Source organism: Halomonas sp. BMC6, assembly GCF_964204995.1.
GTDB lineage: Bacteria > Pseudomonadota > Gammaproteobacteria > Pseudomonadales > Halomonadaceae > Vreelandella.
This window is the reverse complement of sequence record NZ_CAXNSH010000001.1, coordinates 2,873,290-2,895,418: the sequence shown is the minus strand read 5'-3', so window position 1 is coordinate 2,895,418 and position 22,129 is coordinate 2,873,290. Positions and strand designations below refer to the sequence as shown.

Genomic DNA, 22,129 nt, shown 5'->3' with positions numbered 1-22,129 from the left:
ATTATACCGGAACTCTGTCTTCTATACCCCTCGAAAACGCTTGAACTGGCGGTATTTCTGCACCTCAATGCCGTCAATCAGCAGCTGCAAATCCGTCAGGGTCAGGGTTCGCTGACCGGAGGCGGATAACGGCACCCGGAACTGGCCCTGCTCCAGGCGCTTGGCCCACAGACAGTAACCGGTGGCGGTAAAGTAGAGCATCTTCATCTGGGTCTTACGGCGATTGACGAAGACAAAATACTGACCGCTGAGGGGGTCGTGCTTCAATTGATTCCGAACCAGGGCGCTCAGGCCCCGGAACGATTTGCGCATGTCGGTGGGCTCGGTGCACAGCCAGATGCGCGCCTGGCTATCGAGCCCGATCATCCGTTCTGGCTCAGCCGCAGTTCGACGCCGTTGCCCAGGCTCAGCACAATGTTCCAGCCTGGGCCGGACTGCGCCGCACCCATCAGAGAGGACAGGTCCAGAAAACCGGCTTCGCCGGAATCCGCTGAGTCACCGGCCGCCTGATCGGACAGGCGCTTGCGCCAGTTACAGAAACTGGCGTAGCCGATGTTCTCTTGTTTGCAGAACTTCGAAGCTGACAGACCACTGTCACGCTGCTGATTGACCAGAGCCTGCCACTGTTCGGGTGTGCGGTGCTTTCTCATGGGGGTAACCTCGTGTTGGAAAGTGTGAGGTTACTGTAGGGCGATTTTCAGCAGGGTGGCAGAACGTCGTGGAATGAACGCTTACAGGCGAGCGACGGTGCAGCGAGCCACCGGAGTGCCTTCTCGGTGTAGTTGACGCCAGACTTTGCGGATGCCGTAGACACCGAAGTTCTCTTCCCAGACGCGCTGAATTTCGGCCCTCAGCCAGCGCTCACGTTTATTGCGGGGAGGCGCTCGGTTGGGCTCGCGTGCGCGGGCACGATGCTCATAGTACGTCGACGGGGCGATCGGCAGGACACGGCAGATCGGCTCGACCCCGTATAACGCTCGGTAATCTTCGATAAAGTTGATCATCACTTCCCGCGGCGGTCGAGCTCCGCCTGGGCAAAATATGCAGAGGCCTTTCGTAGGATCTCGTTGGCTTGCTTCAACTCTCGGTTTTCACGCTCTAGCGCTTTGATCTGTTCACGCTCGGAGGTCGTAGCGCCTTCCCGACGCCCTGTGTCACGCTCGGCCTGTCGGACCCAACTGCGCAGTGTTTCAGGCGTACAGCCGATTTTTGGGGCGATGGCACCGAGGGCTGCCCACTGGGAGGAATAATCGGCCTCGTGGTCGAAGACCATACGTACCGCCCGCTGGCGAACTTCAGGGGAATATCGATTTGATTTGCTCATGGCTCCATCCTCTCAAGGTTTGGAGCCTCCGGGAATCCCGGTACGGTTCAGTTGGCGTGTTTGGGCGACGCCGTTATTGGGTTCAGTTGCGCTGCCACGATGATTATTCATGATCGGGTACCCATACCTCCGATAGAGGACTGAAGGATTGGGCCATATCGCAATCTAACTGCCGAGTCGCCAGTAGATGCCATAAATGCGCAATCCCCTCTGCCCGGTAAATATCGCCCATAAAGTGCCGAGAAAGCAGGTAATCCAAGGTCGCCACCCCCATTTCCCTCACCGTGTTGAGGACTGCCTGGCTTTCGACAGAGGGAAACACCATCCGCTTGTAGCGCGCTAGGAAGGTAATGTTGTCCAAGGTCTTATCACGAATGCGGCTTTCATCATGAATGCGAAACGCCCAGCCCTCATTGTTGGCATGCCGTATCGCCGCCTTCCATTTAGGCGACCATTCACGCCAATGTGCTTGCCACTTTTCCCGTGGTTTGACCTCCACCAGGAGAGGTTTTGGGTAATCCCTGTAATGACGGTTACCGAGACGGTAATAAACCAAATAGTCAGGTGTGTAGGTGTAGCGCCTACCGGTCACGGGATGATGAAACGGGATCTCGCACGGCTGGGAAATCACACCAAGGACGCTCACATCAAAGTCAGCCTTGATGAGGAAATCACGTTCGAGCGTCGACTCGAACGCAATAGACTCCTCCCCGCGAAAGGCATAGTAGCCAGACACACTTCGTCGGGTAGGGCCGATTTTACGAACGGATGTAGGCAGTGGCATGGGTAGTCGCACCAAATGTTGAATAAAACAAGGCCTGTCGCATCAATTGCTATTAATTCTGTCGCACTCAATCCTGTACAGACTACCATAATAGCCCGATATTACGCCCTGAGGGTCGCATCAATTGCTGAAAATGACATAAGTGCTTAGGCACTTACTTTCCTAGTCTGTTTGAACATGCCGTTTTCGGCTTTTGCTTTTCATTCTGCTTTGGCTGCAGTGTCATTAACCAGACCGATCCAGTAACGAGAAGCAATAAGTAAGATATAGCGCTGGTATGCTCAGGGCCGGTGATGAGCATGTGGCTGAACGTAAGTTAAGCATCTCAATGGGAAGCGGCATTATATTATCTGGGGCTATGAAAGGGCCGTAGGTGCGAACAGATAACGCTAGCGAGCTGAATGGCAGATCAGATAAATGCGTGTATTGAGATGCGTTATGAATCAACACTAAGTAACGAGTATCAATGAGAGCACCGTTATCATTACCCCAGCTATGGGAGAGCACTAAATACGTGTCGTGGCCCAAAAGTCACAGTAACCCTATGGTGCGTGTGCCACGTCCGTCGGGAAAGCCCGAAACTAAGTCGATCCCGCGCTTAGCTAATGAATACGATACCTTTGAGCGATGCCTTGCGTATCGAGACCAGCGCGGCAGAGAGATTTGGGGGACACGCCGCTGGAAGGAGCTGTTGCGAGTAGAGGCACGCTCCGTCGCGCGTCATCGTGAACGGCCCGTTGGCCCGATAACGGGCGTTTACCATTACGAGCGTCCCACTGGGACAACTCTCTGGGTAGCGGCTTGGTATGAGTTGATGCCCGACGGTTCACGCAAAAAACGCAGTGCGCAGTTCAGTTACGGTACGTCACGCACCCGCTATGCGACCTCAGAAGAATCCATGCAGGCGGCGATTAAACGGCGGCAAGAGGAAGAGGCGCGCTGGTACTGTGTCGTGGGTAAGCGCGATCAACGGCGCGTGAACTAATGACGTAAGGTTCCCGCTTCAAGGAGTGTCGATGGCTTTTCGCTTTCAACGTCGTATTTCACTTGCGCCCGGCGTGCGCCTGAATATCAGCAAGCGTGGTGTGGGTCTTTCAGTCGGCCCGCGTGGTGCCAGTGTCAGCATGGGGCCACGAGGTATCCATGCGCATGCCGGACTTCCTGGAACAGGACTGGCCTATCGCACCCAGCTGTCATCATCTCGTCGAGCTTCTTCAAAGGGGCAAGCAAGTGCCCCTTCAGCTCTAGAAGCGCGCATTGGGCAAGGCGAGTCGCTGGGGCTTCAGCTGTCGGTTAAGAAAGACGGCAACGTTCGCTACCGATTTGAAGATGGCACTCCACTCAGCGACCAGGACGTACGTTGGCTGCGCCGTCATGCACGTGATGCTATTCGTGCACAGCTCAAGACACTCTGCGATGAATTAAACGCGGACATCGTGCGCTTAGGGCAGCTGCACCACGATACCCCATCTCCTCACTGCCGTGGCTACACCCCACGCCACTTTGCTGAGCCGGCACCCACTCCGCCCACGCCGGTGCCTCTTCCATGGTGGAAAGTGCTATGGTCACCGGCACGCCGTCAACATGAGTCCGATAACACACGTCGCCAGAAGCGATTTAATGACGACTACCGTCATTGGGAACACCGCAAAGCCGATTTTGATGCCGCCGAGTTTGCCCGACAACAGCGAGAAGAGCAGGGCGTGCTAAGAGAACGTGATGACATGACACTCACGCTTCAAGAGCGCCTGGAAGAGATCGACTGGCCTCGCGAGACCGTGATCGATTTTGATTTGGGAAGCGACGACACCACGATAGCGCTGGATATTGACCTGCCCTCTGACGATGAGATGCCGGATCGAGAATGGGTAATGCCCGCCAAAGCGCTCAAGCTCACCCCCAAGTCCCTGAGTGCCACCCGACAGCGCAAACTGTACCGTGACCATGTCCACGGCATTGCCTTTCGTGTGCTTGGCGCCGTGTTTGTGCGTTTGCCCTCTGTTCAAGAAGCGCGGGTATCTGGGTATCGCCAGGTGGTCGATCCCACTACGGGCGGTACCCGCGATCAGTACCTTTACAGTATCAAGGTCACCCGAGCACAGTGGAACCGTATCCACTTTGATCAGCTGGTGCAGGTTGATCCTGTCGCGGCGGTAGAAGCGTTTACGCTGCGCCGTGACATGACCAAAACAGGCATTTTTCGGGACATTGATCCGTTTAAGCTCGTCTAAACCCTGGCCGAGGCATAAGCCCAAGGCTTTTATGTTGTCTGGCTAGGGATTCCCATTCAATGGTAGTGACTACGTGCAAGTGTGAGCGGCGCTGACATGACAGCTTAACCTTTGATAATGGGAGAGGAGATGAGCTCCATAAGCCAATATTTTTTAGAAATATTTATGCTTTATAGTGGATAGCTGCTATACGTTTGATAAGGATATCTTAGCAGGTGGTTGCCATGAAATTGCTTGTCCGCCCAAGACCGTTCATTAACGAGTCACTTGAGAGCTACATGCTCCGTCTATCGCAAGAGAATTTCTTCGAATACTATCAGCAGCTTAGTCGAGCGATAAAAGACTGGCTGCAGCTGCATGATCATGAAGCGGCAGGGGCGTTCCCAGAAGAGCTAAGCCGTTTAAATGTCTATCACGCGGCTCAGAGTAGTAGTCGGCGCATCAGAGCGCTCAAGCTAGTGGAGTCGCTGACAGATAATGAAAAACTTCCGCTACTACACTTGGCAGTAGTGCATTCCAGCGAGAAATTTTGTTCGCGCTACGCTAGCGTTTTTTATGCAGGTAGCCACGTACCCCGAGCGTTAGTTCGCCAAAAGGGGATACCTGTTTGCCCGGATTGCCTCACTGAAGCCAATTACATTCGGCAGGAATGGCATTGGATGCCCTATGAAGCCTGCATTAATCATGGCAAACAGATGCTGCATGATTGCCCAAAATGCGAAGAGAAATTAAATTATACCCATTCTGAATGCTTGCATACTTGTCGCTGTGGATTCGATCTTCGTAACGCTGACTCGGAGCCAGCAGACGAATGGCAGCTTATCGCCAGCCGCCTAGTAGTGGGTGAGCATTCGCCTACAAAGCATTCTCTGCTAGACATCCGCTCAGTCAGTTTGCGCCTAGCTTGTCTGCTGTGGTATCAGCTATATACACATAAAATGCTAGACGCCTGCGATCAGGTTTCCACTCGTACGATTGAGCGGGCTATCGAGTATTTCACGCATTGGCCTGAAGTGTTTACACAGGAATTAGAGCAGCAAGCGGCGCTCTCAGGCGATAAATTGGTATGTGATTATAATAAAACCTCATTTCGCGATGTTTTTGGCAACATTGTCGGCATTTCGCGTCTACTGTTGAAGGCTTATCCAGAAAGTGATTTCGTCTTGACGCCATTGGAAAATTTTTTAGCAAGATTGGTTGATCAGAATCCGCAAACACGTGTGCCAAACGTCGCAGATCTGCTTATCAGTATGCCGGAAGCCGCGATTTTGCTTGGTACGTCGTATGAGCAAGCGTACCGTCTATATGAAGAAGGGTATCTCAGATGCGCAGTCAAATTTAAATCACATGAAAAGCTAGTGAACGGTATAGGAGTATTTTATTTAAGAGAAATCATGGAGTTGCGTCAGTCAAGAATGCCGGTTGAGACAAGCAGCTATAATAATTATTTACCAGCGTGGTAACGTCATGTCGTTAAGTACGTTGTTGGAATTGGATGAGCCAAGCCGCTCAGAAACAATTCGTAAAGCTTTTGCTCCCTACACGCCTCTGCTAGAGGTTTCTGAAGATGTTAACGCTGCTGTTCTGGTGCTGCTTAACTTATCGCATAAGCGTCAGTACGCTCCTGATTTGTTGAATAAAAAAAGAGCAATTGAAACACTCAAAGATTGGCAGCATATCGAAAGTTGTGCGCAGGAAGTACAGTGGCTGCACTCACATAATCTAAAGCATCCTGATACACGTGTAGCATATCAGAGATTGTTAGTAAAAGCTGAGAAGCCCTCGGACAGTGTTGTTTCTTCATATAATAGCGTGAGTCGTTTGGGTTGGTCACACAACTCAGCAGCTGTGAATAAAGCAAAGCTTTTTGGAGCTAATTTTATATTTAAGGGTGTAGTTTGCTGTTTGGCCGCTATTGTTTTAGATAATGACAAGCAATGGCGGAAAGAATTCATGAGTCTTGGTATGTCTGATGGTCAATGGACTTACCTTCAGTCGCTTTTCGATAATTATTTAACTAAAAATTTATCACCTTCTTATGTGGATAGGCATTCAGTACAAGTTACCTTTCTTTATCAAGGAAAGGATGTCAGTATTACACCTGTCACATCACATTCGTTACTGGCCGACATTCAAATTGCTCGACGTAATAAATGTGAAGATTTTGCAACAATAAAACATTGGCACTCTTCAAGTGTTGGAGATTTAGCATCCTCGCTTGGAGGTAATGTCTCTGCTCTTAGTTATTCCCCTCGATTAGCCTGTAGCCAAAATAAAGAAAATGAAAATTCTTCTGGAATCTTTTTTGTAGACTTTCATCACAGTTCTTTAAGAAGTAAGTCGTTTATCCTGGCATGTAATAAAATTGTTGAAAGTAAAAGCTTGTTGACCGGAAAAAATAGGCGAGATCATAGGCGTTCTGCTATTAAGTTGCTGAGGCAGTCTTTATCTGAATGGCTATCCCCGGTTAGCTATTGGAGAAATATAGGAGGAGAAGTATTTTCAGGTCGTGTGAGCAATACAGCATGCCTTTTGATTTCTGCTCTTGACGAGGATGTACTTGGAATTCTACCTGAGGTTAATAAAGAATTGCACAGTATTTTGGTGAGGTATCCCCAAACGCAAAGCTTTGCTTATCATCCAGAGCTATTAATTCCTTTCAAGGCTCAACTTAAGTCTTTGTTGATTGGGATGAAAATCAAAGAAGATGAACACATGGCTGAAGAGCCATATCATTACCTTCACTTAAAAAACCTACATGTATTCGATGCGCAGGCGCTATCTTGTCCCTATCTAGTGGGCCTGCCTTCACTGCTAGCCGTATGGGGAACAGTCTATAACTACCAGCTACGTTTACGAAACATCCTTAAGCGGAACATTGTCTTTGAAGGAGTTGCCTGGTTTTTGCGGCAGTATGAGTCCTCCTCGGGTGCCAAGATACCTGCCCCTTATCTACCACCAGCGAAGCCAGGTGAGACTCCCAAGCGGCCAGGTCTTATTGATATGCGCTTTTGCGATTTGCGCATGGATTTAGTTATTCGCTATCGACTAGAGGATGGAGGCGATACCCCTCTGGGAAATGACGAATTGACTATGCTGCAGTCTGCGTTCCCTGGGAGGTTCGCTGGGGGAACTATGCAGCCCCCGCCACTTTATGAAGAGTTGCAGTGGTGCCAACTATATGGAGATGCAAACAGTTTATTGGCAGCCATATCGCTTCTGCCGGACGAAGGTCGTTGGGTTGTCGACTCAGAAAAACAGGTGCAAAGCATCGACAGCTTGGTGACATGGTTGTCCAAGCATCCCAATCATTTACCTGCTATGAGTGGCTACCAGCTGCTTGAAGAACCTTGCTATCGGTCTGGTTCACATAGGCAGCTCCATGCTTATGCTGAGCCTTTAGTCGGTCTAACAGAGACGTTGTCACCGGCAAGCGTCAGGCTCAATGGTAAAGCTGACTTTCTTAAAAACGCTTTTTGGAGGTTGAAAAGCCAGAACCTGACTATGCTGATGAAAAAAGCATAGGCAGGTCGGCATGATGAACTCTTTCAGACATCTTAGCTATGAGCGCTCTCTCAATCCGGGCAAGGCGGTTTTTTATTACCGGACAGATTCGAGCGAATTTGAGCCGTTGCAAGCGGAAGTGACGCGGTTTCGTGGCCCTAAGGCAACGTTTAGCGATGGCTATATGGCATCCGGGACTGCGCGTGCTAAAGAAACGAGCGATTTGGGCTTTTCTAATCCTATAATGCTCGAAACGTGTTATGTACCACCGCTAGTCGATACGTTGTATTGTCGTTTTTCTTTACGCATCATTGCAAACAGCTTAGAACCAAACATCTGTGATAATGCAGGAGCGACAAAAGCATTGAAAGAGTTCTCTGGTACTTATAGAAACTTGGGTGGATACCAAGAGCTAGCAACTCGATATGTCAAAAATATCCTTTCAGCTGAATGGCTTTGGAGAAATAAAGTTGCAAGAGGGATAGCAGTTGAGGTTTCTACGTCTAATTTAAAAAAATATTATGTTAAAGACGCACAGTATAAGGAATGGGGATCTTCTTGGGAAGGAGATGATTTTAAATCATTAGAAGGGCTTGCGGCTGAGCTTGAAGAGTCACTTTCTTACCCACAAAAATTTCTTTTTGCTGATGTGACTGCCGAAATAAAAACAGAATTTTGCCAAGAAATTTTCCCCAGTCAATTATTTATTGAGAAGGGTGATAGAGGCAACGAAAGTGCGGCTAGGCAGTTTATGAAAAGCACAATGCACGACGGTCGTCAAGCAGTTGGCTTTGGTGCTTATAAAGTCGGAGCAGCAATTCAAAAAATTGATGACTGGTGGCTAGATGAAGGTGCTGAATACCCTTTGAGGGTGAGTGAATACGGTGCAGATCGTAGTCGGGTTTTAGCTATGCGTGAACCAGTTACGAAGAAAGATTTTTACTCGCTGTTAAACGAAATTACAAGTATTACAGAGGAAATGATTGAAACCAGGCAGGTCAGCCCTAATGCACACTACGTGATGTCTATGCTAGTGAAGGGGGGGATGTTCCAAAAAGGAATTAAGAAGGGTGAAAAATGAGATACTTTTTTTACATAAGATATTTAATGCCTTCAGCCAATCACGCATTTTTAGCAGGGAGGTGCATTGCTTGCTTACATGGTCTTATGAGCGGCTCTAAGATAGCAAGTTCGGGCATTGGTGTTTCGTTTCCATCATGGGCTACGGACTCAGTAGGGGACTCAATCGCTTTTGTAAGTAAAGATATTAATGCTTTGTTTTATTTGTCATCAGTGCGGTATTTTAAAAATATGGCGGACGAAGGGTTTATTGAAATTAGTGATATTAAAATGGTTCCAGTGACATTAGAGGAAGTGAGATTTATTAGAAATCAGCATGTTGCTAAATCTTTTCCAGGAGAAATTAAGAGAAGGCTGATCCGCAGCAAAAATCGAGCTGAAAAACGTGGCGAGACGTTCATGCCTGGCAGTGTTGTATCAGATCGCTTCGTTGATCACTGCCACGTAATTCCTATTGATAGTCGATCGTCAGGCCAACGATTCCCGCTGTATGTGCAGTATGAGGCGCTTGGTGAAGAAAGCCAGTGTGATAGCTACAATAGCTACGGGTTGGCTACAAAACAGACACACTCTGGCTCTGTGCCAAATTTTAAGCAGATTACCTAAATATTTTCAGAATATATATTGTCATATTTTTCAATAGCTTACTTAAGATACGCCAAAAAGGGTATTTTTAACGTTTTGTACTTATCTTGTTGATGCCTATATTTATACTGCTAGCTAGGTCTAGTGAACCGCCGAATAGGCAGCTGAAAAAACTTGAATCAGCGCTTGCTCAACGGCTTGCTCGTGAACCGCCGAATAGGCAGCTGATATTAGGACTGGAAGCCAGCAACGGTAATGATACACACCGCCGCAAGGCAGCAATAGTTCTAAACCCTCCAAGATTTCTTGGAGGGTTTTTTGTGGTGCTAGATGAAGGCTATTTCTGAAGATGAGTTGGTTTGCTCTTAGAGCACCAGCCGGGGTAATAATGAATACCCACCTTCACGCCACACCGCCACACTCCATAGCGAGGAGTAGACGCCGAACCTGTTTTGCTTCGGTATCAGTGCCGCATAGCATGACAGGTGCCTGTCCTCCCAGCGCTTCGTTCGAATTAGATATCCAGTCAATCGCGGCCCGCTTGTCCTCAAACACCTCCATTGCGAGGTGACTTACGGTCGCAACCCTATCAAGACGTTCTGATGTCACTGAGTCCAGATTTTTCCCTTCACGTCTGCGGCGGTGAACAGCCGAGACAGGCACATTGAACAATGCCTTAACCTGCTTATTCTGCAGCTGAAAGGTCTCTTGTACTGTTAGCAATAACGTTGGTGAGAGGCCTTCCTGGATACTTTGTAAACGCTCAGACTCTCTACGCATCTCTTGGGCTGTGATGAACCTCCAGAACTCTGCTGTCCGTATTTCACGCTTATTATTCCTAGCTTTATGAGGAGAGATTGGTGGTTCTGGCATAAGTCGCCTCGTCAAGTGCTGGTTATGAAACTTCACATGAAGCGGAGATGGATAATAGCACGGCGCGACTGTTTCTGGTTGAAGTGTAGTCTGTATCCCATGGTTGGTTATGCACGTGAACTATGTTTTTTGGCATCGGCACTGGATGGGGGCTATGTCGAAATTTGAAGAGAGTATAGACATGGCATCGTGGCCAGATCAGCCATATAACCAGTTCTTCTTTTGAGCGTTTATAGCTGAATTCAACGTAAGCCGTAAGGTGTCCATTTTAGCGGAATGCTCAGCAGTTTTGATCATGTGCTGCGGCCAAAAGCTGTTTATCAGAATGTTTTTTTATGACGTTATTTTATTACCAGAGCAAACGATCGTTTTACTTTATGTCATTTAAAAGTGGAAAACTTATGTCATTTTGCGGTGGAATTCTTGGTGTAAGTGACTGTTTTTTCGTTTTGGTTATGTCAAATTGAAGTGGAAACGACAATTTAGCTGTACCTTTTCCCTCCTTTCCAGATGTCGACTTCTTCGATTTGCGTCGGCGTTGTTGGTCGCTACCCACACTATTTCTTGTCGCTAAAGCTCCTTTTGGTTCTGCTAGCCAGCTTGGCAGGGCGCGTGTTTCTTCGTCTTGCGCGCACGAAAAAAGCCACTGCCGGGCGCTGCCTCTTCTTGCAGATGGCTGAGAAGAGATCGACCGGACAGTGGCGTAGTGCTGGGGTATGGGAGAACAGTCGTGCGGGAGGCTCATGACGTCTTCAACGGGCCTTAGCGTGCAGTAACATCGCTTTCTCTTTGGCGATCCCAGTGGCCGGAAAGCTGTGTGAGCGCCAGGGCAAGCGCAACGATACCCGCCCCCATCCAGGCCGTGTCGGTGAGCTGCATTCCATCGACGACGTAGCCACCGATGACAGAGCCCAGCGCAATCCCAATGTTGAACGCAGCGATGTTCAACCCTGACGCGATATCGACAGCTTCAGGGACGAAGCGCTCGGCTTGCTGTACCACATACACTTGCAGCCCCGGTACGTTACCAAACGCAAAGGCTCCCCAGATCAGCACCGTCAGCACGGCGGCGATGGGATGGGCTGCTGATAGAGTCAGCATCAGTAAAATGGCGATGAGGCCCGAAAAGATTACTGTCAGCGCACGTATGGGCCCCATGCGGTCCGCCATTTTACCGCCGTAGATGTTGCCGAAGGCGACCGATACGCCATAGACCAGCATGATCAAGCTCACGGCATTATTTCCAAAGCCGCTCACCTCTTGCAGGATGGGTGCCAAGTACGTGAACGCCGTAAAGGTGCCGCCATAGCCCAGAATAGTGATCAGGTACACGAGCAGAAGGCGAGGGTGCGTAAGCACCTTGAACTGTTGGCCGAGGGTCGCCGGCGCGGACTTTTTCAAGTTGTTGGGGACGAGGAGGGCGCTGCCGATCAAGGCGATTAGGCCTAGAGACGACACCACCAAGAAGGTGGCGCGCCAACCGAAGTTTTGTCCAATCCACGTGCCTAACGGTACGCCGGTCACGAGCGCCACGGTAAGACCTGTGAACATGATGGCAATCGCGCTCGCTTCTTTATCTTTGCTGACCAAGCTGGTGGCAATGGTCGAGCCGATAGAGAAAAAGACGCCGTGGGCAAGCCCCGTCAAAATACGTGCGGTAATCAACGAGCCGTAGCCCGGCGCTTGACATGCCAGCAAGTTACCGACGATGAACAGCGCCATCAGGCCGAGCAGCACCAGCTTGCGATTCATACGACCAGTGAGGGCGGTCAGCACCGGTGCGCCAACGGCAACACCAGCGGCGTAGAGGCTTACTAACAGTCCTGCCGAAGGCAGCGAAACGCCCAAGTCTTGGGCGATGGTAGGCACCAATCCGACAATGACGAATTCGGTGGTGCCAATAGCAAAGGCACTGAGGGTCAGTGCGAACAGTGCAATAGGCATGGCAAATCTCCTGAAAAGAGAGGGACGACGTAACGCTGCGGAGTTTGCGCCGGATGCCTTATGCGATAAACAGTACTAAAATAGAAACACTTTTACGTTATCGACAATAATGTGTGCGCTAGGAGTTCATCATGTTGAGCCGCACCGAAGATCTGCAGCTCCTGGTTGCCGTCGTGGATAGCGGTGGTTTCAGCGCCGCAGCTCGGCAGATGGATGTGCCCGTCGCCAAGGTCTCCCGTGCTGTGCAGCGTTTGGAGCAGCGGCTGGGTATTCCATTACTGAACCGCACGACCCGCAGTGTGACCCTCACCAGTGAAGGGCGCGCCTATATCGAGCGGGTCAGGGTGGGTTTGAGCGCGCTTGAAGAAGCCGAAGAGGCGATGCGATTAAGCCAGGTGCGCCCGAGTGGGCGGCTTAGAGTCGATGCGGCGACGCCTTTCGTACTGCATCAACTGGTGCCTTTGATTGGCGCATTTCGCGATCATTATCCGGGTATCGAGCTCGAGCTATCCGCCTCTGATAGCATCATCAATCTGTTGGAGCAGCGTACGGATGTCGCGATCCGCATTGGTGGGCTAGAGGACTCCACGCTTCACGCTCGCCTGCTGGGGCGCTCGCCGCTGCACCTAGTGGCAAGCCCTCATTACTTGGAACGTCACGGTGTGCCGGTTAGCCCGGCAGCATTGCGAGACCACCAGCTACTTGGATTTCTGAACGCAGACAGTCTGGATCGCTGGCCGGTCGAAGGGCTACCGCAGGAAGGCCCCAATATTCAAGCGCACCTGCGAACCTCGAGCGGCGAGGTCATGCGGCAGCTGTGCTTGGCAGGCGAGGGTATCGCTTGTATGTCGCGGTTTATGATTCGTCACGACTTAGAGAAAGGCGCGCTGGTGGGGTTGATGATGGATCGTATGATCAGCCCGAACTCCCGTGAAATGGTTCAAGCGGTCTATTACCGTAATACGGCGCTTTCGGGCAGAATTGGTGCGTTTCTAGATTTCGTGGCACCTCGGCTAAGGCTTTGATGATCAATCCTTTAATGCGCGTCGTTCCTCGTATGCTCTTGATGTGGATACCCCGATGAAAACCGTATTGCGTTGGCTGGCTGCCGTAATGGCACTGTTGGTCTTATTGCTGGCTGGGCCGGTGTGGATATTGGCCAGTAACCAGGTCATTACCGATGGCCACTGGTCGAATCTCGACCGTTCGTCTGCGGGATTGGCGCCCCATCCTGATCGCGTCCAAGACGCCGTCGTACAGGTATACGCGGCCCGTGCCTATAGCTGGCGCGGAGCCTTTGGTGTGCATATCTGGATTGCGACAAAAGCAGAGGGGGCGCGAGAGTATCAGCTGCATCAGGTGTTGAGCTGGCGCCGCCCCACGGTGGTTTCTTCCATCGACACGCCTGATCGCGCTTGGTTTGGGCATCCGCCTGAGCTTCTCGCCGATTATCGAGGTGCCGAAGCCGCTGAATTAATACCTCGTATCCAAGACGCCGTGGCGCGCTATCCGCAAGCGGATTTGTACCGAGTTTGGCCTGGCCCCAATAGCAACAGCTTCATTGCCTGGGTGATACGTGAAGTCGAGGGCTTTGAGGTTGCGCTGCCGACCACGGCGGTGGGTAAAGACTACCTCTTCAATGGTGTCGTTGCTCCCACCCCCAGCGGAACTGGATATCAACTGTCGCTGGGAGGTGTGGTGGGGATCATGCTGGCGCTGGAGGAGGGCATTGAGCTCAACCTGCTGGGTATGAGTGTCGGCATCGATATCCTGCGCCCCGCCCTCAAATTACCTGGCATCGGCCGGTTGGGTATGCCTGCCAAGGTGGCGGGTGGCGGTCACACATCCTCGGTGGCACTGTGATCTAGCCATGCAAGCCCCATTGCGTGTGGAAATGTATTCTCAGACACTTTTATCCTATAATAGTGTTTGTAGATACTGAGTCAGGAAGTGCAATGCAAACAGCGCAAAAGTTTGCCCAGAATAAGGCAGCCGCCGCGGTGGGCCTCAAAGCAGCGGTACGCATTCTAGAGAAGTGGCGAGCCTCGGGAGAGCAGGGGGAAGCGATTCTGCGCGTCTCTCACAGTACCTACGCTCGAGCTCGGCGCGGCGATCTGGCAGCGATCAAGCTGGATAGTGACCAGCTAGCGCGCATCAGCTACGTGCTGAACATCCATGCGGCGCTGCGTGTGGTATTCGATAACCCCGACAACCTGTACGGGTTTGTGAACATGGTCAATCACAACCCCTATTTCAATGGTCGCACGCCCATGGCCATAATGGGGACTGGAGATTTTGCCGCGCTTTACGAAACGTATAAGCGCATCGATAGCCTGCGGGGTGGTCAGTGGTAAAGGCGGCTGATTTGCCCGTACTGCCAGCCCGTGATGTGATCGGCTATCGATTGGTCAACAGTAAGTTTCCGCCGATCGATCTGTTCGATGATGTAGCTGACCCTGACGAGTTCGCCGCTCTCCATGCACTTCAATCACTCACCAATCCGCGTTTGCAGAATGAGGTAGGTGACCTGGCGCTGCTGCCGCTCGAGCAGATTCCTTTCGGTATTCGTGGCTGTTCGTATGCCGTGGCCCCCTTTACGCATATCAATCCAGAAGGATCACGTTTTAGCGACGGCAGTTTTGGCGTGCTGTACCTTGCCGATACGTTGAAAACCGCGATTGCGGAAGTCAAGCACCATCAGCAAGCGTACTGGCAGCGTGTGCCCGAGCTACGCTATGAGCGGTTCGTTTTTCGGGGGTTGAGAGGCACCTTCAGGGAGGTGTCAATAGGCGATGCGCTGACGCTGCCCAGCGATCATCTCGTCTACGCACCCGATCACTATACGGCGTCGCAGCCGTTCGGTGCAGACGTTCGGCGTACGTTGAACGGCCTTCGTTATCATTCGGTGCGCCGACCCGGGGCGCACTGCTGGGCGCTCATGACGCCGCGCCATGTGACGGACATCATCCAGACCACCCACCTAGAGATGATCTGGAACGGCACCATCACCCAGGTGAATCATCTACGTGTCACCCAGCCATAGAGGCGTGCGGAAAAGAGGCTCAGTTATTTTGCTGCTGGTCGGTATAGCGCTGCATGATCGTGAGCGTCTCATCGCTAACATGGTGTTCCATCCCTTCTGCATCGATGCGGGCAGTGCTGTCGTCCACCCCCAGCGCTCGCAAAAAATGCAGCACGATATCGTGACGCGCACGGGACGTCTCCGCCATTTTTTGACCCTCATCGGTCAAAAACAGCGAGCGATACGGCTTGCTGGTCACCAAACCTAACTCGTTCAAGCGACGAATCATTTTCGACACCGTCGCTTGGCTGACGGCCATTCGGTTAGCAATATCGGCCGCGCGGGCCTCGCCGCGATGACGAATCAGGTCGCCAATCAATTCGACGTAATCTTCGATTAGCTCCGTTTCGTGGGCGTTGCGCACGGCCTCGTACTGCTGGGCGTGCTGTTCCACTGGCGGCAGCGCATCACCGCTGTGTCCGGAGGGAGGTGGGGTGCGCCGCTGTTGGTGATCACTCATTGGCAAAGGTTATCAAAGTTAGTGGAAACGTTAATTGGCGATGGTAGCGCATTTTTCACGATAATTGTTAGCCAAGGCTAAACTGTTTGCACAATGCTTTTTTGTTGAGCTAAAGTTATCAGTAACGCGAGCCTAGCACAGAGGAGAGATCCAGTGGCTAAACCATACTTGCTAGCAGCCTTGGGCGTGTCGTTCGCCTGGTGTGGCGTTGTGACCAGTGCTCAGGCCGATGAGTTGCAAAACCCGCCCATAGAGATTGCCGTGACGTTTTCGGTTCTTGGCGACTTGGTGAAGAAAGTGGCCGGTGATGATGCGAACGTCACGGTGCTGACACCGGTTAACGCCGAAGTGCACGAGTGGGAACTTACCCCTGATAATTTTGCTGCGCTCGAAGATGCCGATGTGGTTTTTTATAACGGCTATCAGCTAGAGCAGTGGATGCGCCAAGTATCGGCGACGGTCAATGACGACGTACCCATGATCGCTGTGGCAGAGGCGTCGGGTTACCCGACGCAAACGATCGTCACCGGTGAGATGGAAGGCGACGTGGACCCGCACATGTGGATGGATCCTCGGGCTGCCAGTAGCTACGTGCAAGCCATCGCCAACACGTTGGAGGATCGCTTGCCCCATCAAGCCGATGCGATTCAGCAGCGCGCAGCGGCACTGGAAGCACAGTTGCATGATCTGCATGTCGAACTTCAAGAAACGCTCGAAGCCATTCCCGAAGAGCGCCGCGTACTGCTTTCCAGTGAAGCGGCCTTTCTCTATTTTGCCGATGCGTATCAGTTCGAGCACGATGGTATTTGGGGTACCAATGCCGAAACAGAGGGCTCCCCACGGCAGTTGATGCGGGTCATCGACCGAATCAACGAACGCCAACCGGCGGCCCTCTTCTGGGAAAGTACGATTTCTGACCGCCATGTGACCAGTATCGCACGTGACACCGGACTGCCCGTTGCCGGACCGCTGTATGTCGACTCTTTGAGTGAGCCTGACGGGGAGGCTGCCGATTACTTTGCCATGCAGCGTCATAACGTTGCGTTGCTGCGTCGCTACTTGGCTACCGAGTAAATCACGATGTCCTCATTACCGTCTCAACCAGCCAGCGCCATCGAAGTGAGCGGTGTTTATGCGGCTTATCAGCGTCAGCCCGTGTTAGAGGACATTCACCTCTCGTTGCCTCGCGGGCGTTGGACGGCCATCGTGGGGCCGAACGGCGCAGGAAAATCGACGCTGTTTCACGTGTTGACCGGCAGCATGAAGCCTCTGCGCGGCCGCGTGACGGCATTTGGTCAAGCCATCGAGCACCATCGAAAAGCTGGGCGCATTGCTTACATGGCCCAGCGAGAGGCCATCGAATGGGATTTCCCTATTTCGGTATGGGAAACCGTAATGAGCGCCCGCTATGGCCACATGCGCCAAGACGCGTGGTGGCGGAGACTGCTACCTGCGCGCTGGCATGCGCCACGTCACCGTGTTGCGGTGGAAAAAGCGTTATACGACGTCAACATGCTGGCGTTTGCCGACCGGCCCATCGGCGCCCTCTCGGGCGGTCAAAAAAAGCGTGTGCTGCTGGCGCGTGCGCTGGCGCAAGAGGCGAGTATCCTGCTGCTCGATGAGCCACTCGCGGGGGTCGACCCACCCAGCGAACAGCTCATTCTCGACGTGCTCAAACGCGAGCGCGAAGCTGGACGAACCATCGTGATGGTGACGCACGATATGCCGGGCGCGCGTCGCTACGTGGACCACGTGGTGCTGATCAATCGATTCATTCGCGGTGAAGGTGCGCCCGACGAGATGCTGAGCGATAGCAAGCTGGCTGAACTCGCCGTGAGTGCCATCGAGCCATCTGCTCAGGGTGTTGGGCGTGCCAGCGTGCCTGCGTTCGCTGGCAAAGAATAGGCAATTTGCATGTTACAAACGTTGGACTCTTTGAGTAGTGCCCTGGTGGCTGGGCTCATCTCGGCGGTGATGGTGCCCGTGAATCTGATGCCCGATAGCGTTTCAGAGGCGTTTCAGTACGCGTTCATGCAGCGCGCGCTGCTCACGTCGATGATGGTGGGGGCCATCTGCGGCATGCTGTCTTGTTATGTCGTCCTCAAGCGCTGGTCGCTACTGGGGGATGCGATCTCGCACGCCGTGTTGCCTGGCGTGGCAATCGCCTACCTGCTGGGCCTGCCCTTTTTTATCGGAGCCTTCGTCACGGGGGCGCTGACGTCGCTTGGCATTGGGGCGATCGAGCGGCACACGCGGATCAAGTCCGATGCCGCCATGGGCATCATGTTTACCGGGGCGTTTGCGCTGGGCGTCGTGCTGATCAGTAAAATCGCTTCCAGCACCCACTTGATGCATATTCTATTTGGTAACGTCTTGGGGGTTCAGCAGTCTGCACTGATGCTGACGCTCGCTGCCAGCGTGATCGCATTGCTGGTGGTATGGCTGGCTTATCGCCCGCTCATGCTCTATGCCTTCGATCCGACTCAGGCACAGGCACTCGGCTTCAACACCGGCGTGATTCATTACGGCTTGATTCTGCTGCTCACGCTCACCATTGTCGCTAGTCTGGAAACCGTCGGTATCATCCTGGTCGTGGCCATGCTGATTACGCCGGGCGCCACGGCCCACTTGCTGACCGACCGCTTCAAAACGATGCTGTTTATCTCCATCGGGGTCGGGGTAGGGTCTGCGGTATTGGGGTTATGGCTGTCGTTTTCGTTTGACGTGGCTTCCGGCGGCACCATCGTCCTGGTGGCGACGGGGTGTTTCTTCCTGGCGCTGCTGTTTTCACCGAAGCACGGTGTGCTGATGCGCCTATGGCGGCATCGCCACGTGGGGGCTTCTTAGCCCCCGCTGGCGTTATCGGCTTGCATCGCCGTGAAGCTTCTCCCAGGTTTTTTCAGCAATACCAATACCCGCGCCGGTCATTAATAAGTAGGTTTGATCGACGCCGGCATCGCGAAGCGGCTCGGCTTCATCTTGATAGTGAATGCCCGCAATCAGTTGGCCGGTAAAACCGGCCTTGCGCAGTTCTCGGCTGGCAATCAGCTTGCTTTCCATTTCTGGGGTGGCCAGCGTCACCGCAGTCAGGCCATCAAGATCGAGATGGTGCCAAAAACCGACATCCTCGATATCACCATAAAACACGCGGCGTTGGCTGTCGGTTTTATTGGGGTCGGAATCGATACCGGCGACCTCCAAACCCTTATCGTGAAAGAAGTCGTAGGCAGCGCTGCCCGTGCGTCCCATCCCCAGCACGAGAACGGTGGCCGCGCCTAAATTGACGGGCTGTTCGTCCGGGTGTCTCGAGCCGCGCTCGAAGCGCGTCAGATGTCGCTCCCAGCGATCGAACAGGCTGTGTGCCAAACGGTTGAGCGGCGCGGCCATCACGAAAGAGAGCGCGACGGCAATGGCCAGTGGTACCAACCACGCCTCAAGGATGCTCGACGCGACGATCAGGCCAAACTCACTGTAAGCGGTCAGGCTAAGGCTGCCCAGGAACGCATTTCTCGCACGCAACCGAAAGGCAATCAACAGGGCAAAAAAGAGTAGCCCCTTCAGTGGCAGCGCCACGGCCAGGGCGAGCGCAAAAAGGAGTGCTTGGGTGTCGGGGAGGCCAGCCATCCCAATTTGTAGAAAGAAACTGATCAACAGCACTTCCTTGAGCCCCCACAGCGCTTTCGAGAGCTCTTGGGCCCGAGGGTGATGAGCAAGCAGCAGCCCCATCACCAAAGCCCCTACCTCAGAACTCAGCCCTACCATTTCAAAGCCCATTCCCCCCACGGCAATGGCCAGCACGGCACCTGTCAGTACCAGCATTTCATCGTGTTGCGCAACGCTCATCAGCCAGTACAGCACGGGCCGCAGCAGTGGAAGGAGAAACACCAGCAAGGCCCAGGGACTAGGCGACTGACCGCTGTAGATGCTCAACACCGCCAGGGCGGCCAAGTCCTGAATGATCAAAATGCCAATCGCAATGCGGCCGTGTAGCGCCCGCAGTTCACGTTTGCTCTCCAGGACTTTAGCGGCCAATACCGTGCTCGAAAACGATAGCGCGATGGCGAGCAGTAACGCAGTCTCCAGCGGTAGCGATAGCAGAACCAAGAAGCCTACGGTGAAAATCAGCGCGGTCAAGGCGAGATGCAGCAGGGCGCTACCCAATACCACGGGTTCGGCTAGGCTCCTGATATTCAGCTTCAAGCCAATCGTGAAGAGCAGTAGTAAGACACCCAAATGAGCGAGGTGCTCGAGCAGCGGGCCGGCCTCATCGGGTAAACCAACGCTAGGGCCAAAGGCGTTCAAGGCAAAGCCAGCGGCTAGAAAACCTACAAGCGGAGGAAGATTGAGATGACGGGCGGCAATGCCGAATACGAACGCAAACGACAAAATCAGCACTTCGAACATGCGGTGTCCTTAACCAGCGAAGGGAGTGAGCTACTTATGTATACGCCAATGTTTTTGCATTTCGATAAACGTAAAGGACGCCGACCAGGTGATCAGCACGAAACCGGTCAGCGCCAGCGTACCGTAGAGAAAACGCACCGGGCCGACGGCATAGATATCGCCGTAGCCGACGGTAGTGTACGTCACGGCGGAAAAGAAAATGTAATCCAAAAGCTGAAAGCTCTCGTACCCTTTCAACGCGCCGATACCATGGATGGCTGACAGCCACCAGCCCGTTATCCCAAAGAGCCAAATTTCGGCGATGTGGGTGGTCAGCACGCCGAATGCCATGATCAAAATGCGCTGGCGATGAGGGCGGTGGGAGCGTTCGATTTGGCGAGAGATGAGCCACAGCGCCTCGTAATGCAGTAACACGGCGAGCACGACGGCAATGAAGGTCGTCAAGACGACGGCTATATGGCCTGGATAGGGAATCGCCATGGGCTATCAATTGCCGGCGCGTTGAGGTGACACGTGATTTAGCACAGTCGGCTCCCCAGCAGCAAAAGGGCGGGGTCGAGCGTATGCCACCCCCACCAAGCCAACAGTGCCAAGCCACCCAACGCCAGTAGGCCGATCACGGCCCAGCCTGCTGCTGACACTGTCATGGTGTCACCTGTGGCGCAGAGGGGCGTGCCAGCGGCTTCTCGCTGATGAACCAGTGGAGCGCGGCGGCGACCACGGACAGTACGATGGCAATCTGCCACACCGTATCGTAGTGGCCGGTGAGATCGTACAAAAAACCACCCAGCCACACGCCCATGAACGAGCCCAGCTGATGAAAGAGAAACACGATGCCGCCCAGCATGGAGAGATGGCGAACGCCAAACACCGATGCGACGATACCGTTCGTGAGCGGAACGGTGGAGAGCCATAACAGCCCCATGGCAATCCCGAAGAGATAAGCGCTGGTCGTCGTCAGGGGAAGGACGATAAAGGCCGTGATGATCACGCCCCGGATGAGGTAAAGCCAGCTCAATAGACGCGGTTTCGACCAGATCCCCCCCATCCAGCCAGCGGTGTAGGTGCCCACGATATTGAACAGACCCACCAGCGCGAGCACCGTGGTGCCGACTTGGACGGCCAAGCCGTTATCGAACAGGTAGCCTGGCAAGTGGACCGCAATGAACACCACTTGGAAGCCGCAGACGAAAAAGCCCAGGCAAAGTAGCCAAAATCCTTTTTGCCCCGCCGCTTGGTTAAGCGCATCGCGCAGGCTCAAGTCGCCCAGTGCCTTGGGGCTGGGCCGGTCTTTGAGCATCGCGCCCAGCGGTATCATGAGTGCGGCAATCGCCCCCATGGCCAGGAGCGCAGAGGACCAGCCTAGCCACTCGATCAATCCCAGCGTGCCGGGCAGCATGGCAAATTGACCAAACGAGCCCGCCGCACTGACGATCCCCATGGCCATGCTGCGCTTCTCAGCGGGAACGGCCCGGCCGACGGCGCCCAGAATCACCGAAAACGTCGTTCCCGATAGGCCGAAGCCAACCAGCAGGCCAGCGCTGACGGTCATGCCGAGCGCGCTGGTCGAGAGGCTCATGAAGCAAAGCCCCAGGACATAGAGGATGCCACCCACCACGATGATTTTAGCCGCGCCAAACCGATCTGCCAGCGCCCCGGTAAACGGTTGAGACAGCCCCCAAATGAGGTTTTGGACGGCCAGTGCAAACGCAAAGACGCCGCGTCCCCAGCCGAAATCGCTGCTCATGGGTTCGAGAAACAGCCCGAACCCATGACGTAGTCCCATGGCCGTGGAAATAACCAAGCTGGCGAGCACGATCAACAGCAGCGTGTGGTGTTTCTGGAGGGCCATGGCACG

General features: G+C 53.3%; 23 protein-coding genes, 1 pseudogene and 1 other annotated feature. Of the genes and pseudogenes, 13 read left to right on the top strand and 11 right to left on the bottom strand.

Features of this window, described 5'->3' with window-relative positions; translation table 11 throughout:
* Positions 1–21: 21 nt before the first annotated feature.
* The 4 genes and pseudogenes from tnpB to AB6K10_RS14070 all read right to left on the bottom strand — a co-directional run bounded on the left by tnpB (position 22) and on the right by AB6K10_RS14070 (position 2,108).
* Positions 22–366 carry an IS66 family insertion sequence element accessory protein TnpB gene (gene tnpB, locus AB6K10_RS14085; protein ID WP_044630870.1) on the bottom strand — a complete coding sequence of 115 codons (345 nt, stop codon included), beginning with the start codon at positions 364–366 and terminating at the stop codon, positions 22–24.
* The gene (locus tag AB6K10_RS14080; RefSeq protein ID WP_016915086.1) at positions 363–650 is read right to left on the bottom strand and encodes a hypothetical protein; all 288 of its coding nucleotides are present in this window, start codon (positions 648–650) and stop codon (positions 363–365) included. The genes tnpB and AB6K10_RS14080 overlap by 4 nt, the downstream gene beginning before the upstream one ends.
* Before the next feature lie 84 nt (positions 651–734).
* Positions 735–1,324 (bottom strand): annotated as a pseudogene (locus AB6K10_RS14075) (transposase); the annotation flags it as partial.
* Positions 930–1,046: a sequence feature (AL1L pseudoknot), on the bottom strand. Its footprint overlaps the pseudogene before it by 117 nt.
* A 103-nt stretch (positions 1,325–1,427) precedes the next feature.
* Positions 1,428–2,108, bottom strand: a complete 681-nt coding sequence (locus AB6K10_RS14070) for a heteromeric transposase endonuclease subunit TnsA (protein WP_027957962.1) — start codon at positions 2,106–2,108, stop codon at positions 1,428–1,430.
* Between the two features lie 814 nt (positions 2,109–2,922).
* On the opposite strand from AB6K10_RS14070, the gene AB6K10_RS14065 reads away from it, so the two are divergent.
* The 6 genes from AB6K10_RS14065 to cas6f all read left to right on the top strand — a co-directional run bounded on the left by AB6K10_RS14065 (position 2,923) and on the right by cas6f (position 9,529).
* The gene (locus AB6K10_RS14065; RefSeq protein WP_339119061.1) at positions 2,923–3,093 is read left to right on the top strand and encodes a hypothetical protein; all 171 of its coding nucleotides are present in this window, start codon (positions 2,923–2,925) and stop codon (positions 3,091–3,093) included.
* Between the two features lie 31 nt (positions 3,094–3,124).
* Positions 3,125–4,339 carry a DUF4236 domain-containing protein gene (locus tag AB6K10_RS14060; protein WP_339119060.1) on the top strand — a complete coding sequence of 405 codons (1,215 nt, stop codon included), beginning with the start codon at positions 3,125–3,127 and terminating at the stop codon, positions 4,337–4,339.
* Positions 4,340–4,563: 224 nt separating this feature from the next.
* A complete protein-coding gene (locus AB6K10_RS14055; RefSeq protein WP_339119059.1) occupies positions 4,564–5,802 on the top strand; it encodes a TniQ family protein in 1,239 nt (412 codons plus the stop codon).
* Between the two features lie 4 nt (positions 5,803–5,806).
* Positions 5,807–7,864 carry a hypothetical protein gene (locus AB6K10_RS14050; RefSeq protein ID WP_339119058.1) on the top strand — a complete coding sequence of 686 codons (2,058 nt, stop codon included), beginning with the start codon at positions 5,807–5,809 and terminating at the stop codon, positions 7,862–7,864.
* Between the two features lie 10 nt (positions 7,865–7,874).
* The gene (csy3, locus tag AB6K10_RS14045; RefSeq protein WP_339119057.1) at positions 7,875–8,924 is read left to right on the top strand and encodes a type I-F CRISPR-associated protein Csy3; all 1,050 of its coding nucleotides are present in this window, start codon (positions 7,875–7,877) and stop codon (positions 8,922–8,924) included.
* Entirely contained in the window at positions 8,921–9,529 is a 609-nt protein-coding gene (gene cas6f, locus AB6K10_RS14040; protein ID WP_339119056.1) for a type I-F CRISPR-associated endoribonuclease Cas6/Csy4, read from the top strand. Before csy3 ends, cas6f begins: the two co-directional genes overlap by 4 nt.
* Before the next feature lie 381 nt (positions 9,530–9,910).
* On the opposite strand, the gene AB6K10_RS14035 is transcribed toward cas6f, so the two are convergent.
* Positions 9,911–10,381, bottom strand: a complete 471-nt coding sequence (locus AB6K10_RS14035) for an antitoxin Xre/MbcA/ParS toxin-binding domain-containing protein (protein ID WP_339119055.1) — start codon at positions 10,379–10,381, stop codon at positions 9,911–9,913.
* 762 nt (positions 10,382–11,143) lie between these two features.
* A complete protein-coding gene (locus AB6K10_RS14030; RefSeq protein ID WP_339119054.1) occupies positions 11,144–12,325 on the bottom strand; it encodes an MFS transporter in 1,182 nt (393 codons plus the stop codon).
* A gap of 131 nt (positions 12,326–12,456) precedes the next feature.
* Here AB6K10_RS14030 and AB6K10_RS14025 point away from each other — a divergent pair, with 131 nt between their 5' ends.
* From AB6K10_RS14025 to AB6K10_RS14010, 4 genes are all read left to right on the top strand, one after another.
* Positions 12,457–13,350 (top strand): LysR family transcriptional regulator, encoded by an 894-nt coding sequence (locus AB6K10_RS14025; RefSeq protein ID WP_339119053.1) that lies wholly within the window; start codon positions 12,457–12,459, stop codon positions 13,348–13,350.
* 55 nt (positions 13,351–13,405) lie between these two features.
* Positions 13,406–14,188, top strand: coding sequence for a DUF3750 domain-containing protein (locus AB6K10_RS14020; RefSeq protein WP_339119052.1), 783 nt, complete (start codon positions 13,406–13,408; stop codon positions 14,186–14,188).
* A 92-nt stretch (positions 14,189–14,280) separates the two neighbouring features.
* Positions 14,281–14,679 (top strand): MbcA/ParS/Xre antitoxin family protein, encoded by a 399-nt coding sequence (locus AB6K10_RS14015; protein WP_253016222.1) that lies wholly within the window; start codon positions 14,281–14,283, stop codon positions 14,677–14,679.
* A gap of 11 nt (positions 14,680–14,690) precedes the next feature.
* Positions 14,691–15,368 (top strand): RES family NAD+ phosphorylase, encoded by a 678-nt coding sequence (locus AB6K10_RS14010; protein ID WP_339119051.1) that lies wholly within the window; start codon positions 14,691–14,693, stop codon positions 15,366–15,368.
* A 19-nt stretch (positions 15,369–15,387) separates the two neighbouring features.
* Here the strand turns inward: AB6K10_RS14010 and mntR are convergent, their stop codons facing one another.
* Positions 15,388–15,867, bottom strand: a complete 480-nt coding sequence (mntR, locus tag AB6K10_RS14005; RefSeq protein WP_159342394.1) for a manganese-binding transcriptional regulator MntR — start codon at positions 15,865–15,867, stop codon at positions 15,388–15,390.
* Positions 15,868–16,020: 153 nt separating this feature from the next.
* Between mntR and AB6K10_RS14000 the strand changes: the two genes are divergently transcribed.
* Genes AB6K10_RS14000 through AB6K10_RS13990 form a run of 3 tightly spaced genes read left to right on the top strand, consistent with a single transcriptional unit; the run spans position 16,021 to position 18,714 of the window.
* Positions 16,021–16,941 carry a metal ABC transporter substrate-binding protein gene (locus tag AB6K10_RS14000; RefSeq protein WP_305946754.1) on the top strand — a complete coding sequence of 307 codons (921 nt, stop codon included), beginning with the start codon at positions 16,021–16,023 and terminating at the stop codon, positions 16,939–16,941.
* A 6-nt stretch (positions 16,942–16,947) separates the two neighbouring features.
* Complete coding sequence (locus AB6K10_RS13995; protein ID WP_159342392.1) at positions 16,948–17,772, top strand: metal ABC transporter ATP-binding protein; 825 nt, start codon at positions 16,948–16,950, stop codon at positions 17,770–17,772.
* 9 nt (positions 17,773–17,781) lie between these two features.
* Entirely contained in the window at positions 17,782–18,714 is a 933-nt protein-coding gene (locus AB6K10_RS13990; protein WP_339119050.1) for a metal ABC transporter permease, read from the top strand.
* A gap of 12 nt (positions 18,715–18,726) precedes the next feature.
* Here AB6K10_RS13990 and AB6K10_RS13985 read toward each other — a convergent pair whose 3' ends face one another.
* From AB6K10_RS13985 to AB6K10_RS13970, 4 genes are read right to left on the bottom strand one after another with little or no spacing between them, the layout of a single operon-like run.
* The gene (locus tag AB6K10_RS13985; protein WP_159342390.1) at positions 18,727–20,271 is read right to left on the bottom strand and encodes a cation:proton antiporter; all 1,545 of its coding nucleotides are present in this window, start codon (positions 20,269–20,271) and stop codon (positions 18,727–18,729) included.
* 30 nt (positions 20,272–20,301) lie between these two features.
* The gene (locus tag AB6K10_RS13980; protein ID WP_159342389.1) at positions 20,302–20,751 is read right to left on the bottom strand and encodes an ion channel; all 450 of its coding nucleotides are present in this window, start codon (positions 20,749–20,751) and stop codon (positions 20,302–20,304) included.
* Positions 20,752–20,789: 38 nt separating this feature from the next.
* A complete protein-coding gene (locus AB6K10_RS13975; protein WP_285263245.1) occupies positions 20,790–20,918 on the bottom strand; it encodes a hypothetical protein in 129 nt (42 codons plus the stop codon).
* Positions 20,915–22,123 (bottom strand): MFS transporter, encoded by a 1,209-nt coding sequence (locus AB6K10_RS13970; RefSeq protein ID WP_339119049.1) that lies wholly within the window; start codon positions 22,121–22,123, stop codon positions 20,915–20,917. The genes AB6K10_RS13975 and AB6K10_RS13970 overlap by 4 nt, the downstream gene beginning before the upstream one ends.
* Positions 22,124–22,129 lie beyond the last annotated feature (6 nt).

Coding starts and splice junctions, on each gene's coding strand:
- tnpB (WP_044630870.1), bottom strand. CDS start 366: ATGATCGGGCTCGATAGCCAGGCGCGCATCTGGCTGTGCACCGAGCCC.
- AB6K10_RS14080 (WP_016915086.1), bottom strand. CDS start 650: ATGAGAAAGCACCGCACACCCGAACAGTGGCAGGCTCTGGTCAATCAG.
- AB6K10_RS14070 (WP_027957962.1), bottom strand. CDS start 2,108: ATGCCACTGCCTACATCCGTTCGTAAAATCGGCCCTACCCGACGAAGT.
- AB6K10_RS14065 (WP_339119061.1), top strand. CDS start 2,923: ATGCCCGACGGTTCACGCAAAAAACGCAGTGCGCAGTTCAGTTACGGT.
- AB6K10_RS14060 (WP_339119060.1), top strand. CDS start 3,125: ATGGCTTTTCGCTTTCAACGTCGTATTTCACTTGCGCCCGGCGTGCGC.
- AB6K10_RS14055 (WP_339119059.1), top strand. CDS start 4,564: ATGAAATTGCTTGTCCGCCCAAGACCGTTCATTAACGAGTCACTTGAG.
- AB6K10_RS14050 (WP_339119058.1), top strand. CDS start 5,807: ATGTCGTTAAGTACGTTGTTGGAATTGGATGAGCCAAGCCGCTCAGAA.
- csy3 (WP_339119057.1), top strand. CDS start 7,875: ATGATGAACTCTTTCAGACATCTTAGCTATGAGCGCTCTCTCAATCCG.
- cas6f (WP_339119056.1), top strand. CDS start 8,921: ATGAGATACTTTTTTTACATAAGATATTTAATGCCTTCAGCCAATCAC.
- AB6K10_RS14035 (WP_339119055.1), bottom strand. CDS start 10,381: ATGCCAGAACCACCAATCTCTCCTCATAAAGCTAGGAATAATAAGCGT.
- AB6K10_RS14030 (WP_339119054.1), bottom strand. CDS start 12,325: ATGCCTATTGCACTGTTCGCACTGACCCTCAGTGCCTTTGCTATTGGC.
- AB6K10_RS14025 (WP_339119053.1), top strand. CDS start 12,457: ATGTTGAGCCGCACCGAAGATCTGCAGCTCCTGGTTGCCGTCGTGGAT.
- AB6K10_RS14020 (WP_339119052.1), top strand. CDS start 13,406: ATGAAAACCGTATTGCGTTGGCTGGCTGCCGTAATGGCACTGTTGGTC.
- AB6K10_RS14015 (WP_253016222.1), top strand. CDS start 14,281: ATGCAAACAGCGCAAAAGTTTGCCCAGAATAAGGCAGCCGCCGCGGTG.
- mntR (WP_159342394.1), bottom strand. CDS start 15,867: ATGAGTGATCACCAACAGCGGCGCACCCCACCTCCCTCCGGACACAGC.
- AB6K10_RS13995 (WP_159342392.1), top strand. CDS start 16,948: ATGTCCTCATTACCGTCTCAACCAGCCAGCGCCATCGAAGTGAGCGGT.
- AB6K10_RS13990 (WP_339119050.1), top strand. CDS start 17,782: ATGTTACAAACGTTGGACTCTTTGAGTAGTGCCCTGGTGGCTGGGCTC.
- AB6K10_RS13985 (WP_159342390.1), bottom strand. CDS start 20,271: ATGTTCGAAGTGCTGATTTTGTCGTTTGCGTTCGTATTCGGCATTGCC.
- AB6K10_RS13980 (WP_159342389.1), bottom strand. CDS start 20,751: ATGGCGATTCCCTATCCAGGCCATATAGCCGTCGTCTTGACGACCTTC.
- AB6K10_RS13975 (WP_285263245.1), bottom strand. CDS start 20,918: ATGACAGTGTCAGCAGCAGGCTGGGCCGTGATCGGCCTACTGGCGTTG.
- AB6K10_RS13970 (WP_339119049.1), bottom strand. CDS start 22,123: ATGGCCCTCCAGAAACACCACACGCTGCTGTTGATCGTGCTCGCCAGC.